This window comes from Mesorhizobium carmichaelinearum, assembly GCF_900199455.1.
In the GTDB taxonomy this organism is placed as follows: domain Bacteria; phylum Pseudomonadota; class Alphaproteobacteria; order Rhizobiales; family Rhizobiaceae; genus Mesorhizobium; species Mesorhizobium carmichaelinearum.
Genome location: NZ_FZQR01000007.1, coordinates 278,331 through 292,599 on the forward strand (window position 1 = coordinate 278,331; position 14,269 = coordinate 292,599).

The 14,269-nt window shown below is 62.3% G+C and carries 18 protein-coding genes; 9 read left to right on the forward strand and 9 right to left on the reverse strand.

Features of this window, described 5'->3' with window-relative positions:
* Both CKW40_RS18485 and CKW40_RS18490 read left to right on the forward strand, forming a co-directional pair.
* Entirely contained in the window at window positions 1-825 is an 825-nt protein-coding gene (locus tag CKW40_RS18485) for an ATP-binding cassette domain-containing protein (protein WP_095201303.1), read from the forward strand.
* Between the two features lie 152 nt (window positions 826-977).
* Window positions 978-2,618: a CHASE domain-containing protein gene (locus CKW40_RS18490; protein WP_095201304.1), complete on the forward strand. Its 1,641-nt coding sequence runs from the start codon at window positions 978-980 to the stop codon at window positions 2,616-2,618.
* A 98-nt stretch (window positions 2,619-2,716) separates the two neighbouring features.
* Here CKW40_RS18490 and CKW40_RS18495 read toward each other — a convergent pair whose 3' ends face one another.
* The 6 genes from CKW40_RS18495 to CKW40_RS18520 form a co-directional block, all read right to left on the reverse strand.
* Entirely contained in the window at window positions 2,717-2,962 is a 246-nt protein-coding gene (locus CKW40_RS18495) for a YMGG-like glycine zipper-containing protein (protein ID WP_019861598.1), read from the reverse strand.
* Between the two features lie 83 nt (window positions 2,963-3,045).
* Window positions 3,046-3,372 (reverse strand): hypothetical protein, encoded by a 327-nt coding sequence (locus CKW40_RS18500; protein ID WP_095201305.1) that lies wholly within the window; start codon window positions 3,370-3,372, stop codon window positions 3,046-3,048.
* Between the two features lie 133 nt (window positions 3,373-3,505).
* Window positions 3,506-3,682, reverse strand: coding sequence for a hypothetical protein (locus CKW40_RS43790; RefSeq protein ID WP_179297994.1), 177 nt, complete (start codon window positions 3,680-3,682; stop codon window positions 3,506-3,508).
* Window positions 3,683-3,861: 179 nt separating this feature from the next.
* Window positions 3,862-4,896, reverse strand: coding sequence for a sensor histidine kinase (locus CKW40_RS18510; RefSeq protein WP_095201307.1), 1,035 nt, complete (start codon window positions 4,894-4,896; stop codon window positions 3,862-3,864).
* Between the two features lie 189 nt (window positions 4,897-5,085).
* Window positions 5,086-5,250, reverse strand: a complete 165-nt coding sequence (locus tag CKW40_RS18515) for a DUF1328 domain-containing protein (RefSeq protein WP_027031438.1) — start codon at window positions 5,248-5,250, stop codon at window positions 5,086-5,088.
* Between the two features lie 206 nt (window positions 5,251-5,456).
* Window positions 5,457-6,251 carry a response regulator gene (locus CKW40_RS18520; protein WP_064990804.1) on the reverse strand — a complete coding sequence of 265 codons (795 nt, stop codon included), beginning with the start codon at window positions 6,249-6,251 and terminating at the stop codon, window positions 5,457-5,459.
* Window positions 6,252-6,474: 223 nt separating this feature from the next.
* Between CKW40_RS18520 and CKW40_RS18525 the strand changes: the two genes are divergently transcribed.
* Both CKW40_RS18525 and CKW40_RS18530 read left to right on the forward strand, forming a co-directional pair.
* Window positions 6,475-6,678 (forward strand): NepR family anti-sigma factor, encoded by a 204-nt coding sequence (locus CKW40_RS18525; protein ID WP_095201308.1) that lies wholly within the window; start codon window positions 6,475-6,477, stop codon window positions 6,676-6,678.
* Window positions 6,679-6,681: 3 nt separating this feature from the next.
* Window positions 6,682-7,233 carry an RNA polymerase sigma factor gene (locus CKW40_RS18530; RefSeq protein ID WP_010911883.1) on the forward strand — a complete coding sequence of 184 codons (552 nt, stop codon included), beginning with the start codon at window positions 6,682-6,684 and terminating at the stop codon, window positions 7,231-7,233.
* Window positions 7,234-7,276: 43 nt separating this feature from the next.
* On the opposite strand, the gene CKW40_RS18535 is transcribed toward CKW40_RS18530, so the two are convergent.
* Complete coding sequence (locus CKW40_RS18535; protein ID WP_095201309.1) at window positions 7,277-7,726, reverse strand: response regulator; 450 nt, start codon at window positions 7,724-7,726, stop codon at window positions 7,277-7,279.
* A 79-nt stretch (window positions 7,727-7,805) separates the two neighbouring features.
* Here CKW40_RS18535 and CKW40_RS18540 point away from each other — a divergent pair, with 79 nt between their 5' ends.
* From CKW40_RS18540 to CKW40_RS18550, 3 genes are all read left to right on the forward strand, one after another.
* The gene (locus tag CKW40_RS18540) at window positions 7,806-8,567 is read left to right on the forward strand and encodes a Crp/Fnr family transcriptional regulator (RefSeq protein WP_095201310.1); all 762 of its coding nucleotides are present in this window, start codon (window positions 7,806-7,808) and stop codon (window positions 8,565-8,567) included.
* A gap of 253 nt (window positions 8,568-8,820) precedes the next feature.
* A complete protein-coding gene (locus CKW40_RS18545) occupies window positions 8,821-9,147 on the forward strand; it encodes an ElaB/YgaM/YqjD family protein (protein WP_095201311.1) in 327 nt (108 codons plus the stop codon).
* Between the two features lie 11 nt (window positions 9,148-9,158).
* Window positions 9,159-9,617, forward strand: a complete 459-nt coding sequence (locus tag CKW40_RS18550; RefSeq protein ID WP_095201312.1) for a hypothetical protein — start codon at window positions 9,159-9,161, stop codon at window positions 9,615-9,617.
* A 25-nt stretch (window positions 9,618-9,642) separates the two neighbouring features.
* On the opposite strand, the gene CKW40_RS18555 is transcribed toward CKW40_RS18550, so the two are convergent.
* Window positions 9,643-11,175 carry a sensor histidine kinase gene (locus CKW40_RS18555; protein WP_095201313.1) on the reverse strand — a complete coding sequence of 511 codons (1,533 nt, stop codon included), beginning with the start codon at window positions 11,173-11,175 and terminating at the stop codon, window positions 9,643-9,645.
* Window positions 11,176-11,330: 155 nt separating this feature from the next.
* Between CKW40_RS18555 and CKW40_RS43795 the strand changes: the two genes are divergently transcribed.
* Window positions 11,331-11,504, forward strand: coding sequence for a hypothetical protein (locus tag CKW40_RS43795; RefSeq protein ID WP_095201314.1), 174 nt, complete (start codon window positions 11,331-11,333; stop codon window positions 11,502-11,504).
* Window positions 11,505-11,659: 155 nt separating this feature from the next.
* Here CKW40_RS43795 and CKW40_RS18565 read toward each other — a convergent pair whose 3' ends face one another.
* The gene (locus CKW40_RS18565) at window positions 11,660-12,580 is read right to left on the reverse strand and encodes a diacylglycerol/lipid kinase family protein (RefSeq protein WP_095201315.1); all 921 of its coding nucleotides are present in this window, start codon (window positions 12,578-12,580) and stop codon (window positions 11,660-11,662) included.
* A 284-nt stretch (window positions 12,581-12,864) separates the two neighbouring features.
* Here CKW40_RS18565 and CKW40_RS18570 point away from each other — a divergent pair, with 284 nt between their 5' ends.
* Window positions 12,865-14,163, forward strand: coding sequence for a PRC-barrel domain-containing protein (locus CKW40_RS18570; protein WP_095201316.1), 1,299 nt, complete (start codon window positions 12,865-12,867; stop codon window positions 14,161-14,163).
* Window positions 14,164-14,269 lie beyond the last annotated feature (106 nt).

Consider the following 14,269-nt stretch of genomic DNA (forward strand, 5'->3'; position numbering starts at 1 on the left):
ATGGCCAACAAAACCGCTCTCGCAACTGCCCCCACAACTGCCCCCTCTGGCACGCCGCTGATCGACATGCGCAACATCTCGATCGCCTTTGGCGGCATCCGCGCCGTCGACGATGCTTCGATCGATCTTTTCCCCGGCGAGGTCGTGGCGCTGCTCGGCCATAACGGCGCCGGTAAGTCGACGCTGATCAAGATCCTATCCGGCGCCTACAAGCGCGACGGCGGCCAGATCTTCGTCAATGGCGAGGAGGCTTTGATCGCCAATCCGCGCGATGCCAAGAAATACGGCATCGAGACGATCTACCAGACCCTCGCCTTGGCCGACAATGTCGACGCCGCCGCCAATCTGTTCCTCGGTCGCGAGCTGATGACCGGCTGGGGCACGCTCGACGACGTTGCCATGGAAGCCGAGGCCCGCAAGGTGATGGGCCGGCTCAATCCGCGCTTCCAGCGGTTCAAGGAGCCGGTCATCAAGCTGTCGGGCGGCCAGCGGCAATCGGTGGCGATTGCGCGCGCGATCCTGTTCAACGCCCGCATCCTGATCATGGACGAGCCGACGGCCGCCCTTGGCCCGCAGGAGACGGCGCAGGTCGGCGAACTGGTCAAGCAGCTCAAATCCGATGGCATCGGCATCTTCCTGATCAGCCACGACATTCACGATGTGTTCGAGCTGGCGGACCGGGTCTGCGTCATGAAGAACGGCCAGGTCGTCGGCACTGCGCGCACCACCGACGTCACCCAGGACGAGGTGCTCGGCATGATCATCCTGGGCAAATGCCCTCCGGGCGCCATTCCCGGGCCGGGCGCGCTGAAGATCGCCGCCTAAGGCGCCGTCGGCGCCCGGTACCGGCTCGATTGGGCACGGCCGGTTGCCGCTCACGTGATATGCCAGTGATCGCGATGGCTTGGCCCTGCCATTGTGTTGACCCGGCGAGTTGCCCATAAAGGTCCGGTATTGCTCATGGACCGCATCATCCGTTGAAGAAACTTTTTCCGATTGTCGCGTTCATCGCCGTTGCGCTGATCAGCATGACCATGGCGGGGTTCGCCTATTTCGCGACGCAGGAGGCCTCCCGCATCAAATTCGAAGCGGCGGCCGACGATGCGCTCAACCGGATCGAGAGCCGTATCGACCTGCATTTGTCGCTGCTGCGGTCGACACAGGCGCTGTTCGACGCCCGCAATGGCGACATCTCGCAGAACGAGTTCAAGGCGTTCTTCAACGCGCTGGATGTCGACAACAATTTCGCTGGCCTGCGCGGTATCGGCTTCCTTGGACTCGTCAAGACGGGCGACGAGGCGGCGGTTGAGCGCGACATCCTCCATGATTTTGGCGTCAGCCATCCGGTCTATCCGGAAACGACGCAGCCCTGGCGCGCGCCCATCATGCTCTTCGAGCCGCTGGATCCGTCCAACCAGGCCAGTATCGGCTACGATATGTTCAGCGAGCCGGCACGGCGCGCGGCGATCGAGAAGGCAATGGCCGATGACCAGCAGCACGCGAGCGGCCTGGTGCAGCTGGGCCAGGGCACGGGTGCGACACAGACCTTCCCCGGCTTCCTGGTCTTCGTGCGGCTCAACGTTGAAACCGCGCCGGAGGTGATCAACGCATCGCGGTCCTCGACCGCAGGCTTTCTCTATGCAGCCTTCCGGGCCCGCGACCTGTTTCAGATCGCGCTCAGCCGCGCGCCGCTGCTGCCGGTCAACACCGAGATCTATGACGGCGCGGCAAACAGCGACAATCTGTTGTTCCGGTCGGAGACGCCGCCGGCTTCGTCCTTTGGCGACCGGCTGCTGGTCACCCGCAAGATCACTGTGGCCGGCCGGCCGTGGACGGTGCTGTTCAGGCCGACCAGCGCTTTCTCGCAGCCGTCGTCACGCGCCATCCCGGTGATGCTGGGGCTGTTCGGCCTGCTGGCAGCGGGCGCCATCGCGCTGGTGGCGCGCTATCAGGAGCGGGCCTATGAAGCGGCATCGCGCCTGCACGAGACGACCGAAAAGAGCCTGCTCGAAAAAGACCTGATGCTGCAGGAGATGAAGCATCGCATCAAGAATTCGATCACCCGGGTGCTGGCGATCGCGCGGCAGACGGCTTCGCGGGCGACCGACGTCAACGAGTTCTCGGCATCCTTCTCGGCCAGGCTGCAGGCGATGGCGGCCTCCCAGGACATGCTGACGCGCTCGCGCTGGCAGAAGGCCGATCTCGCCGATCTCCTGCGCATCGAGCTTGGCCAGGTGTTCGGCAAGGACCTGCCCGAGGGGTTGTTGTCGGGACCGGAGGTGCTGCTCGACGAGACCACCACGCAGGCGCTTGGCCTGACCTTCCATGAGCTGGCAACCAATGCGCTGAAATACGGCGAAGCCGGCAATTCCGCCAATTCGCTCAGGAGTGACTGGGCGCTCAAGGTGGACTGGTCGGTGGAAGGGCGTGGGCGCGAGCGGACGCTGGCGCTGAACTGGCGGGAGGCCGGAAAGAAAAAAGTCGAGGCGCCGGCCGAGACCGGATTCGGCACCAAGCTGATCGACCTCAATGTCACGCGCGAACTGCGCGGCACGATCAAGCGCGATTTTCAGGCCGATGGTCTGAAGGTGGAAATACGAATCCCGCTGACTGGCTGACCGCGACCAGCCAGGCGGATGGCAATCGAATGCCAATACGTGCAAAATCCGGAGGCCGGCGGGCCGGCCTCCGGATCGAAGTTTCGACTATCGCCGAATTAGTTGCAGCGCGCCGTGTAAATCCGGCCGCGATGATCGCGATACTGGCAATAGCCGTTGCGCAGATTGCGAACCAGCAGGCCGGAACCGGCACCGACAGCCGCACCGATCAGCGCGCCCTTGCCGCCGCCGACCAGACCGCCGATACCGGCGCCAATCAAGCCGCCGCCAACGACGTCCTGCTCGGTCGAGGTGCAGCCGCTGAGAGCAGCCACCGCAACCATGGCAATAATCATCTTCCGCATAGAGTCACTCCTCACTTTGTGTCCACACTTTGGTAAGCACCAACAGCCATTTAGCACGAAATGACGGCCTTTGCTGCTCGAATTTATTGTTGGCTAAGATAGTCTTTTTCTGGGCGTACTGCGTTAGATGCCATGACCAGGCTGGAAATGGCCAAAGAGGCGTCGAGGTTGCCATCGGGACGCACATTCCAGACGATCTGATCATAGTCATCCTCGAGCGCGGGATCGACAGCGAGACATTTGGCGACAATATGCTGCGCCTGTCCCTGCACGTCGCCCAGGGCGAAGGGGCGTTCGGCGGTGCATGCGTCGGCGGTCTCGAAAATGCTCACCGGCACCGGCAGTTCGTGGCACTCGGTCATCGAATTGGTGCAACCGATGACCAGCAGCAATGCAGCGATGTGTTCCATGGCGACATGTCCTCTCGCGACAATAACGACCCAGATCGGCCGAAAGTTCCTGAGCGGTCGGGGTTGGACACGCGAATAATGCCAGCGCTGCAAGCGGTTGAACGCCGGGTACTGTTGCCGGCAGGGATTTAGGTCAGGTCAGCTGGAACACGGCGATGAGGAGAATTGTCGCGGCCGCCGCCAGGACGATACCCCATAGCAATGTGTGATGCGGCGAGGAAAGTGGTTCCGCGGATGCTTCGGGATCCTGAAATTCGCCCATCGAAACACGGGCGGCCTGTTCCAGTCTGTTCATGTCGGTGACTGTCAAACATTCCTCCCCACACCGTGCCGCAGCCCAGCAGGTTGCAGCGGTATCTGGGTAAAACAACATCCGCTCTTATGGTGAACAGCCGGTTAAGGATCGTTGCTTGCCGCCAGAGCCGGATGATTTCAGGTCAGATCGACCTGAAATCTGAATCCGCCTCTAAATCAAAGAGATAGAGTCACTCACTGCGTCTCGAAATTGCTGTGCGGGACGACAAGGCGGTATTCAAGGCGGCCGTCCGCGATGTCGAGGCTCGCGGTTCCGCTGAGCGATGTAGGCACCACCCGCTCCAGCGCGACGCTGCCGAAACGCTTTTGATTCCCCCGGCCGCCATTGGCTCCTATGGTCTCGGCCCATGTCAGCGACAGGGCAACCTCGCCAGTGGCGGCGGTGTTGAGATTGGCGGTCACTTCGACGAATCCATCCGGCCGGGACAGGGCGCCGTAGCTGACCGAGTTGACGGCGAGCTCATGCATCGCCAGGCCGATATGCAGGGCGGCATTGGGATTGAGATAGGGATTGGCGCCCCGGAAGCGAAGGCCGTGCGACGTGTTCGTCCCGTAGCGGCCGACCTGGCTCGTCACCAGTTCATGAAGGGCCGCACCGCGCCAGTTCGAGGATGTCACCAGATCCTGGGAGGAGGCCAGAGACTGCAGCCGGCCGCGAAAACGCGTCAGGAAGTCGCCGATGCCATCGGAATAGCGACCGGTCTGGGTCGCGATGCTCTGGATGATCGCCAGGAGGTTCTTCGAGCGGTGGCTGACCTCGCGCAGCAGCGTTGTCAGTGTCTGTTCGCGCCGCTTTTGCTCGGTCGTCTCGACCATGGTGGTGACGACACCTTGCACGTCACCGGCGTCGCCCCGGTCGGCATCGACCCAGATCTGAAACCAGCGGACGCCGTTCTCGACCGGAACACTGATCTCAAGTCGCTCTGGATTGCCGGTCGCGACCACATCGCGCTTGGCGGCGCTGATGCGATCGGCCTGCGCCATCGGCAAAATGCCATTGCTGTCGGAATTGTCCGAAGCCCAGGGCGCGCGCATGTTGCGAGCCCATACGGTTTTCATCTCGCGATCCTGATAGAGAACGGAAATGCCGGCATTGTGCAGTGCGTGGAGAAGAGCCCGGCCAAGCTGCATGCCACTTTCTGCCGGATGCAGGGCGATGACTTCGTCGCTCCGTGCGCCTTCCGTTCTATCTGCAGTCCTGGAGCGCATCGGTCGATCTGTCCACCCAACTCAGGCTGAACGGCTCACTGTGAAATGGGTTCCCAAATGAAATTTCCCGGAAACCTGTCCCCTAAAACGGTCCGCCGGACGGTGCCTTTTGAAGGGCTCCGTCCGGCGGTGGCTGGAAACCGTTTGAGGGGTGCGGCTTCCAGTGTTCGCTCGGATAGGTGTTCGCCCTCACGCCCGTTTGAACAGGCCGGCCAGCAGCGAAATGACCAGGAAGGCGAGAAAGATGAAGAACAATATCTGCGCGATACCGGCAGATGTGCCGGCGATGCCGCCGAAACCAAGCGCGCCGGCTATGATCGCCACGACGAGAAATACGAGCGCCCAGTAAAGCATGGTTCATCTCCTTCCGAATGATGCAGGGAAAACGTAGGTGGATGTGGTTTGTTCCACCCTTTGCTGAAAAAGACGGCGCTTGCAAATGGTTCGGGGTGGAGCTCTCGAAATTCTCGGTTGATGGATCGGGTTGCCAAAAGGCCGCCCGATGCATCGCATCGAACGGCCTTTGATTGTCGGGTATTCCTGCCGGAAAAGAAGCGGTCCTATGCCGCGGCCTTCGCCTGGCGGTCGAAGAACAGCGCCTGGCTGATCAGCGCCTTGACCATGTCGGGATTGAACGGCTTGGTCACCAGGAAGGCCGGTTCGGGGCGCTCGCCGGTCAGCAGGCGCTCGGGAAAAGCAGTGATGAAGATCACCGGCACCGAGGTTGACGACAGGATCTCGTTGACGGCCTCGATGCCCGAGCTGCCGTCGGCGAGCTGGATGTCGGCCAGCACCATCTTCGGCCGCGTCTTGCCGAACATCGTCACCGCTTCGGCGTGCGTGCGCGCCGTTCCGACGACGCGATGACCGAGGCTCTCGACCATCTCCTCTATGTCCATGGCGATCAGCGGTTCGTCCTCGATGATGAGCACATCGGTCGCCACCTGCCGGGAAATCTCATTGCTTGCCTGGGCAAGCAGCTCGGAGAATTGCTGGTCGCCGACGTCCAGTATCTCGGCCGCCTCGTCTTCGCTGAAGCCTTCGACGGCAACCAGCAGGAAGGCCTGGCGGGGAAGGGGCGCGATCGCGTTGAGATTGGCGGCGGCGCGCTGCTCCCATGCCGATTGGGCCTGCTCCTGTGGCACGCGGATGGCCACCGAGGTGAAGAGTTTGGCGAAAACCTTGTAGAGCGCGATACGGTCGCTCGATGCCTCGGGGAAGATGTCGACGTCGGCGATGATGGCCTCAAGCATCGCAGCGACCAGCGCGTCGCCGCTCTCTTGCGATCCCGAGACGGCACGCGAGAAGCGGCGCAGGAACGGCAGGTGCGGTGCGATGGTGGCGGATAAACTCATGATAAGACGTCTCCCTCAGAATGACGTGGTTGGATGGATTGCGGTCAAGCTGATTGCAAGCCCCGCTAATACAACGCGGGTTTTCCGAAAAAGTTCCGACCGCTATGGAACGAATAGGCGGGAGCGGCGTTTTGGCGTTGGGATGGGCAACCAGACGAGGGTGCCGCTGGCCTTGTGTTGAGTTGAATATGAGCGGCCTGAGTGCTGGGAATATAAGGGCGAAATGAAGGACATGACGAAAGATATTTTGGCTGGCGCCGTGGGCAGGCGCCGGAACGGTGCCGGCGATCCGCTCGGGCCGAACTCCGAAATCGGTCGCAAACTCAAACAATATTATGACGAGCTGGTCTCCGACGATGTGCCGGATCGCTTTGCCCAGTTGCTCAGCCAGCTGGAACAGGCCGAACCCGCACAGAAGAAGGACTGAGGCATGGCAGCGGTCTCCCAAGGCTTCAAGACCGATCTGCTTGGGGCAATCCCGAGCTTGCGGGCCTTTGCCGTGTCGCTGACGCAGAATGCCGACAAGGCCGACGACCTCGTTCAGGAAACGCTGGTCAAGGCCTGGGACAAGCATGAGAGCTTCCAGCCCGGCACCAACCTCAAGGCATGGCTTTTCACCATCCTGCGCAATGAATTCTATTCGCAGATGCGCAAACGCGGCCGCGAGGTACAGGACAGCGACGGCATCATGACGGCCAGGCTTGCCGTGCATCCGGCCCAGCACGGCCAACTCGATCTCAAGGATTTCCGTGGCGCTCTGGAGCAATTGCCGGAGGACCAGCGCGAGGCCATCATCCTCATCGGCGCATCGGGCTTCTCGTATGAGGAGGCCGCCGAAATCTGCGGTTGCGCGGTCGGAACGATCAAGAGCCGCGTCAGCAGGGCCCGCACGCGCCTGCAGGAAATCCTGAAGATTTCGGGCGAGGACGAATATGGTCCCGATGCGATCTCGGCCCAGGTCACGGGGACGGCGGCGCATTGACGCGAGGTCTGGATAGCGGAATCCGGATGCGGCCGCATCGGTCTTATCCTGGAGAGCCACGTCCATACGCCAGCGCCACCGCTTCGACGAGATCTTCGCCTGAATAGGGTTTGGTGACCAGCCTCACCCCCGGAAAGGATGCCTTGATCTCGTCAGCGTCCGAATAGCCGGAGGCAAACACGAACGGGACGCCTGTTTCACGCAAACCTGCCGCGAATTCGAGCGTCGAGGTACCGCCCAGCATCAGATCGACGATGGCCGCGTCGAATTGCGTTGCGATCTTCCGGTCATCGATCTCGGCAAGGTCGCGGGCAACCACCACCTCGCCGGCCCCGTGGTCGCGGCAGAGCTGCTCTACATCCATGGCGATGAGGAATTCGTCCTCCAGGACAAGAATTCGCAATCCGTCAAGCAAATGGGGCACGGGTAATCGCTCCTTGAAACGCCGGGAGTCATGATCGCAATTCCGCGCGCTGTCATTTAAAAAAGACATGCCACCAGCGGCGGAACCCGATCCCCGGCAAAGCGTTTGAAACCGGCCTGCCGACCGGCAGGCTTTCGAAGGGGTCGAAATGCCAAGCCAGAATGCACGTTCTTTCGCAAGCCGCCAATACCCTTGCGAGAATTGCCCGTTGCGACCCCTACCGGTCTTCCGGGAGTTCGAAAAAGAGGAACTCGCCTTCATCAGCACATTCAAGAAGGGGGAACTGGCGGTCGACAAGGGCGCCACGGTCCTCGTGGAGGGAAGCCACAGTGCCCACCTCTACACCGTGCTGTCCGGCTGGGCGTTCCGTTACAAGCTTTTGCCGGATGGTCGCCGACAGATCCTCAACTATCTCATGCCCGGCGATCTCATCGGCCTGCAAGGCAGCGTCATGGGGGAAATGCAGCATTCCGTCGAGGCCCTGTCGCCAATGCTGCTGTGCGTCTTCGAGCGCGACAATCTGCACAAACTCTACCGCAACCATCCGGGTCTCGCCTACGACATAACCTGGATCGCGTCGCGTGAAGAACGCATGCTGGACGAGAACCTGCTCAGTGTCGGCCGCCGCAGCGCGATCGAACGCGCCGCCTACCTTATCGCCTTCATCGGCAGCCGTGCCAAAGTCGTCGGACTGAACGGCAAGAAATCCATCCAGATTCCGATCACGCAGCAGCACATAGCCGATACGCTCGGCCTGTCGCTGGTTCACACCAACAAGACGATCCGCAAACTGATGGATCGCAAGCTGATCGTCTGGCGGGATGGTGGTTGCGAGGTCGTCGACAATGAAGCGCTCAAGTTGCTCGCCGGCTGGGAAGGGCTGGGCGAGGGGCGTCGCCCCCTGATCTGACGACGCGCCTCTCGCCATGTATTGGCGATTGGTGCGCACGCGCATGTTTTCGGTTAGAGCAATTTCACCGTTTCACGGAAACAGCGAACTGCTCTATCTCTTTGTTTTGACGCAACTCCCAAGGGAAAGTGCTACGCACTTTTCCCGGGAAAACCGTTTCACACTTTTCCCGGAGTTGCTCTAGTTTGTCCCGATGCCGGAACCTTGAGACGCACGGCGCGTTTGAAATCGAGCAATCACAAGGAGTTAAGCAATGGCAACCGCCGCAGGGAAGACCGCCAACGAGGCGCGGGCGAATTCGGACCTCGAAGCCGACATCCGTCAGCTGAAGGCCGATATCGACAAGCTTACCAAACAGTTGGCCAAGACCGGTGAACATGGCTATGGCACCGCCCGCCGCGCGGCCACCGAGGGCGTCGAGCAATTGCGCGCGCAGGGTGAGGCTGCGTTTGACAACCTGCGCGGCAGTGCCAAGGACATCGAGGCGCAGTTGCTGGCAAATGTCCGCGAAAAGCCGGTGACGTCGCTGGCGATCGCCGCCGGCGTCGGCTTCCTCTTCGCCCTGCTTGCGCGTCGCTAGTTCCGCCTGAGATGGGTCTGCTGGCATCCCTGCTCTCGGGTTTCGCCTCGGGTGAAACCATCGCCGCCATACGTCGCGCACGTACGGCGGCCATCGTCTATGCGATAGCCGCTTTGGCGGCACTTTGCGGCCTCGGCTTTCTGGTCGGGGCGGCCTATATCTGGGCCGCGGCCCGTTATGGATCATTCGCCGCGGCGCTTGGCTTCGGTGTCGGCTTCCTGGTGATCGCCGGCCTCGTTCTTCTGATCCATCGCTTGATGTCCGGCGCCCGCGCCCGCCGCGAGGCAAGGCGGCGCAGTGTCGACATGAAGGCGCTCGGCATCGCGGCCGCACTCGCCGTGCTGCCGACATTGCTCAGGGGAAAAGGCGGCCTCGGGGTCATTCTCGGCCCTGCCGTGGCGCTCGCCGCCTATGCCATCTACCGCGAGAATGTGAAGCCCGACGATCCGGATGGCGGGGAGGGGAAATAACGTCGCCGCTCCCGATTGTGGTCCGTCACTTGGACAGATCTTCCAACGGCATCGATATTTCGGCGAAGACGCCTTCCGGCCGGAATTCATGGGTCACTTCGCTTGAAATGACCTTGGCCAGGCTGCGGCGGATGAGGATCGAGCCGAAGCCGTGCCGCTGCGGCGGGGCGACTGCCGGTCCGCCGCTTTCGCGCCAGGTCAGCACCAGGCGACGGCCGCCCTTCCTGCCTTGTGTCTTCCAGTCGAGATCGACCTTGCCCGATGCAATCGACAGCGATCCATATTGCAGGGCGTTGCTCGCCAGTTCGTGCAGGATAAGTCCGAGGCCGACGGCCTGGTCGGGCGACAGCAAAAAGTCGGCGCCGGAGATGGCGATGCGCGGCTGGTCGGCGGTGTCAAAAGGCCTGATCTCGATCTGGACGAGTTCGCGGATGCCGATGCCGCGCCACTCGCGGTCGGACAAGAGATTGTGGGCGATGCCCAGCGCCTGAAGCCGGGCGCCGAAGGCGTCGAGGAATTCGCTCGGCTGGCGGGCATGACGCACGGTCTGCGTCGCCAGCGCCTGGACGGTTGCCAGCGTGTTCTTGACGCGGTGGTTGAGCTCGCGCAGCAAAAGTCGTTGCCGCTCGTCGCCAAGCTTGCGTTCGGAAATGTCGTAGTTGACGCCGAAGATCAGCGTCGGCTTGCCGTCGCCGTCGCGCTCGATGACGCGGCCGCGCGTGGCCACCCAACGCGGCGGATGAAAGCCTTTCACCCGGTATTCGCCGAAATAGTCGTCGCTGCCGGACAGGGCATCGCGAAAGCGGGTTTCGGTCTGGTAGACGTCGCGCGGATCGATGGCGGTCAGGATATCGCGCGCCCGCAGGCGGGTCGAGCGCGGCAGGTTGAACAGTTCCGACAGCCGGACATCGCATTCGATCATGTCGGTGCGGATATCCCATGCCCAGCTGGCAAGCGAGGCAGCGTCGAGCGCGATGGCACGCCGCTTTTCCTCGCGCGCCAGGGCGGCCTCGGCGATGGCGCCGCTGCGGGTCGCGTCCTTCAAGGTGAACAGGCTGGCGGCAAGGCCGGCCAGCGTCTTCAATTGATCGAGCTTGGCGCCGGAGGGATAGGCGTGCGGCTTGCGATCGAGCACGCACAGCGTGCCGATCCTGGCACCCGCCACCACCATCGGCGCGCCGGCATAGAAGCGCACATGATGCTTGCCGGTGACCAGCGGGTTGGTTTTGAAGCGCGGGTCCGTCGTCGCGTCCGTCACCACCATGGGATCGTCGCCGGCGGCGATGGCATGGGCACAGAAGGAAATGTCGGTCGCGGTCTCGATCTGGTCGAGGCCAAAGCACGACTTGAACCATTGCCGCTCGAGATCGACCAGCGTGACCAGGGCGATCGGCGCCTGCATCACCGCCGCGGCAAGGCTGCTGATGCGGTCGAAATCCGGGTCGGCCGCCGTATCCAGCATCTCGAGCCCATGCAGCACGGCCAGCCGGTCTTCGGCATTGACCGCAAGCGCCACCTCGGCTGGCAGGCTGGCCCCTATTTCCGCCTTGCTGTTCACCCCAATCCCCAAATGCCCATGCCGGTCTTCGCCGTCTTGCCGATCCATCGGCCGATGACAAGGTGGCATTCCCGGAACCATCCTAGCGAGGAACCGTTACCCGACCGTGATTTGCTGAACGCGCCCACGGGCGTGGAGCGAAACAAGGACCGGCCATGGCCAAGATCATTCCCGAGGACAAAGCGCGTCAGGGGCGGTGGGGCTGGCACGGCCTGCGCATCCTGATCGCCGCGCTGCTTCTGGCCTTTGCTGCCTGGGGCATCGCCGAAATCTACGGTGAGGCGACCAAGACACCAGCGACGCAGCAAGGAAGCGCGCCGAGCGGCTAGAGCAATTCCAGGAAAAGTGTGAAGCGGTTTTCCCGGGAAAAGCGCGTAGCGCTTTCCCTTGGGAATTGCGTCAAAACAAAGAGATAGAGCAGGTCGCCGTTTCGGTGAAACGGCGACCTGCTCTAGAGTTTCGGCCGTCATCGTTGGAGATCGCATCAGGCGGCCTTTGCCTCGGCAATGCTGGCCGGCACCAGGACATTCAGCGCGCCGGGCCGGATTTCGATCGTCGTCTCACGCTCGAGCCCGACCAGTTCGCCATCCATGACGGCGCGGAACTTTCTGCTGCCGGAATGGATTTTCAGGACGGTGCGGTCGGCCTGATGGATCTCGACATGTTCGTTGTCGCGCCATTTGCCGCGCGCCACATTGAAGAGGAATTTCACCAGCTCGGCGCGCTGCTGCGCCACCGTGACATAGATGCCGAGCACGCCGCCCGATGGGTTGTCCGCATAAGGCAGATGGCCTTCACCGAACAGATTGTTGGTGACGCCGATGCCTGAGATGCGCGCCGTCATCTCAGCCTTGCCGATAGTGAGCGTGACGTTCATCGCCGGCGGGTTCTTGATTGTCGCCCATGCCGCCTTGGCCGAAGCTCCGATCTTGCCCAGGCGCGAGCCGAATTCCATTCCCTGGCGCAGCTGCACCATCTTGGCATGCATGCCGATCGAGAATTGATGAACGAAGGGCCGGCCGTTGGCGGTGGCCATGTCGACGGCGATGATCTCACCGTCGGCGAAGGATTTCAGCGCGGCATCGAGCGACTGCGGAATGCCGAGGCCACGCGCGAACAGGTTCATGGTGCCGGCCGGCAAGATGGCAAGCGCCTTCTTCTTGCCCATCAGCCTCGCGGCCGCCGCTGAAATGGTTCCGTCACCGCCGGCGGCCAGCACGACATCGACGGCACGGCGCGAAGCGGCGCTGTCGAGGCTTTCCACCACATCCTTGCCGGCAACCACGTCAATGCTCAAGGAATGGCCTGCGGCTTCCAGCGTCTGACGCATCCTGTCGGAGAAGGCGGCGAGGTCGGTGGTGCGTAAGGTGCCGCCATCCCGGTTCAGCACCGCTGCAAATTTCATGCCCCGCTCCGTCGTGTCGGTCCAAAACGGGCCGGACGTGCCCAGCCGAAGGCTGAAACGTGGCGAAGCTGTAAAGGTTCCGTTGGAAGGGTGCAATTCGGCGCGTGTTCTCCGGCCGCCGCGCAACTGCTCCGTGCTTTTTGACTGAGACATCCACCCCAATTTTGTCGGAACAACAGCATGGTCACGACGTTGTGAACCCGTGGAGATGCCGCGTCCGATCTTCCCAGCGACGGTTCGACAGGATGCGGCGTGCACGAAATCACACAGCAGGAGAGACCATCATGATCCGCACCCTTTTAGCCACGACCGCACTCGCAACGTTGATCGCGACGGGCGCCTTGGCGCAGACCGCGACGACCCCTGCACCGGCCGCCGCACCATCCGTCCAGGAGCCTGCGGCCACAGCTCCAATGCCTCGTGCCGAAGGCAGCATCGTCACCAACATCATCGGCGAATCCGTCTATAACGGCACCGGTGACGATGCCGAGAACATCGGCAAGGTCAGCGATGTCGTTTTCGACAAGGACGGCATGGCGAAATCGGTTGTCATCGGCGTCGGCGGCTTCCTTGGCGTTGGCACAAAGAACGTCGCCTTTGACTACGACAAGCTGCAATGGGCCGAGAAGAACGGCGATCGCTGGCTGGTTGCCCAGACCACCAAGGACGAGCTGACGGCGCATCCGGAATTCGACAGCAAGCTCTATGGGCCCGCGCCGGCCCCCGCCACTTCGCCGGATGCGGCAGCCCCTACGGCGCCTGCGACGACGGATACCGCGCAGGCACCTGCCACCGCCCCGGCAGAGCCGGTGAAGCGTGCCGACGGCAACCTCGCCACCAACATCATTGGCGAGACCGTCTATAACGGCAGCGGCGATGACGCGCAGAATATCGGCAGCGTCAACGACATCGTGCTGAACAACGAAGGCAAGGCGGAATCGCTGGTCATCGGCGTTGGCGGCTTCCTTGGCCTCGGTGCCAAGAATGTCAGCTATGATTTCAGCAAGGCGCAGTGGGCGGAGAAGAACGGCGACCGCTGGCTGGTGGCGCAGACCACCAAGGAAGAGCTGCAGGCGCAGCCAGATTTCAACCGCAAGGCCTATGACCCGGTGCCGGCAACGACTGCATCCAACGAACCGGCGGCAACCGCTCCGGCCGCTCCTGCTGCCGCTCCGGCCGACAAGACAGCTGCTACGCCTGATGCCATCGCCCCTGATCAGACTCAGACGGCTGCCATCGACAAGTCGACGCTGACGGCGATGCCGGTTGGCGAAATCAGAGGTGACGATCTGAAGGGTGCGACGGTCTACGGCGCCAACGACGCCAAGGTCGGGGAGATCGGCGATGTCGTGCTGACGCCCGACAAGAAGACCGACGCGGTGATCGTCAATGTCGGAGGCTTCCTTGGCATTGGCGAGAAGGAGGTGGCGGTCGGCCTGGATAATCTCAAATTCATGACCGACAAGGACGGCAAGAAATATCTCTACACCACCTTCACCAAGGAACAGCTCGAGGCACAGCCTGCCTATGACAAGGGCAGCTATGCCGAGAAGCGCGACCAGCAGCGGTTGATTGTGCAGTAGGGCAGTAGGGCAGTAGGGCAGTAGGGCAGTAGGGCAGTAGGGCAGTAGGGCAGTAGGGCAGTAGGGCAGTAGGGTGCGGCGTCGGTGCCGGTATATCCAAACACAC

What these genes read in the sequence shown, in the direction of transcription:
- CKW40_RS18515 (WP_027031438.1), bottom strand. Translation starts at nt 5,250, where the DNA reads ATGCTTTACTGGGCGCTCGTATTTCTCGTCGTGGCGATCATAGCCGGC.
- CKW40_RS18550 (WP_095201312.1), top strand. Translation starts at nt 9,159, where the DNA reads ATGGGTCTGCTGGCATCCCTGCTCTCGGGTTTCGCCTCGGGTGAAACC.
- CKW40_RS18500 (WP_095201305.1), bottom strand. Translation starts at nt 3,372, where the DNA reads ATGGAACACATCGCTGCATTGCTGCTGGTCATCGGTTGCACCAATTCG.
- CKW40_RS43795 (WP_095201314.1), top strand. Translation starts at nt 11,331, where the DNA reads ATGGCCAAGATCATTCCCGAGGACAAAGCGCGTCAGGGGCGGTGGGGC.
- CKW40_RS18570 (WP_095201316.1), top strand. Translation starts at nt 12,865, where the DNA reads ATGATCCGCACCCTTTTAGCCACGACCGCACTCGCAACGTTGATCGCG.
- CKW40_RS18565 (WP_095201315.1), bottom strand. Translation starts at nt 12,580, where the DNA reads ATGAAATTTGCAGCGGTGCTGAACCGGGATGGCGGCACCTTACGCACC.
- CKW40_RS18510 (WP_095201307.1), bottom strand. Translation starts at nt 4,896, where the DNA reads ATGCGCTCCAGGACTGCAGATAGAACGGAAGGCGCACGGAGCGACGAA.
- CKW40_RS18535 (WP_095201309.1), bottom strand. Translation starts at nt 7,726, where the DNA reads ATGTCTTTTTTAAATGACAGCGCGCGGAATTGCGATCATGACTCCCGG.
- CKW40_RS18485 (WP_095201303.1), top strand. Translation starts at nt 1, where the DNA reads ATGGCCAACAAAACCGCTCTCGCAACTGCCCCCACAACTGCCCCCTCT.
- CKW40_RS18495 (WP_019861598.1), bottom strand. Translation starts at nt 2,962, where the DNA reads ATGCGGAAGATGATTATTGCCATGGTTGCGGTGGCTGCTCTCAGCGGC.
- CKW40_RS18525 (WP_095201308.1), top strand. Translation starts at nt 6,475, where the DNA reads ATGAAGGACATGACGAAAGATATTTTGGCTGGCGCCGTGGGCAGGCGC.
- CKW40_RS18530 (WP_010911883.1), top strand. Translation starts at nt 6,682, where the DNA reads ATGGCAGCGGTCTCCCAAGGCTTCAAGACCGATCTGCTTGGGGCAATC.
- CKW40_RS18545 (WP_095201311.1), top strand. Translation starts at nt 8,821, where the DNA reads ATGGCAACCGCCGCAGGGAAGACCGCCAACGAGGCGCGGGCGAATTCG.
- CKW40_RS18520 (WP_064990804.1), bottom strand. Translation starts at nt 6,251, where the DNA reads ATGAGTTTATCCGCCACCATCGCACCGCACCTGCCGTTCCTGCGCCGC.
- CKW40_RS18540 (WP_095201310.1), top strand. Translation starts at nt 7,806, where the DNA reads ATGCCAAGCCAGAATGCACGTTCTTTCGCAAGCCGCCAATACCCTTGC.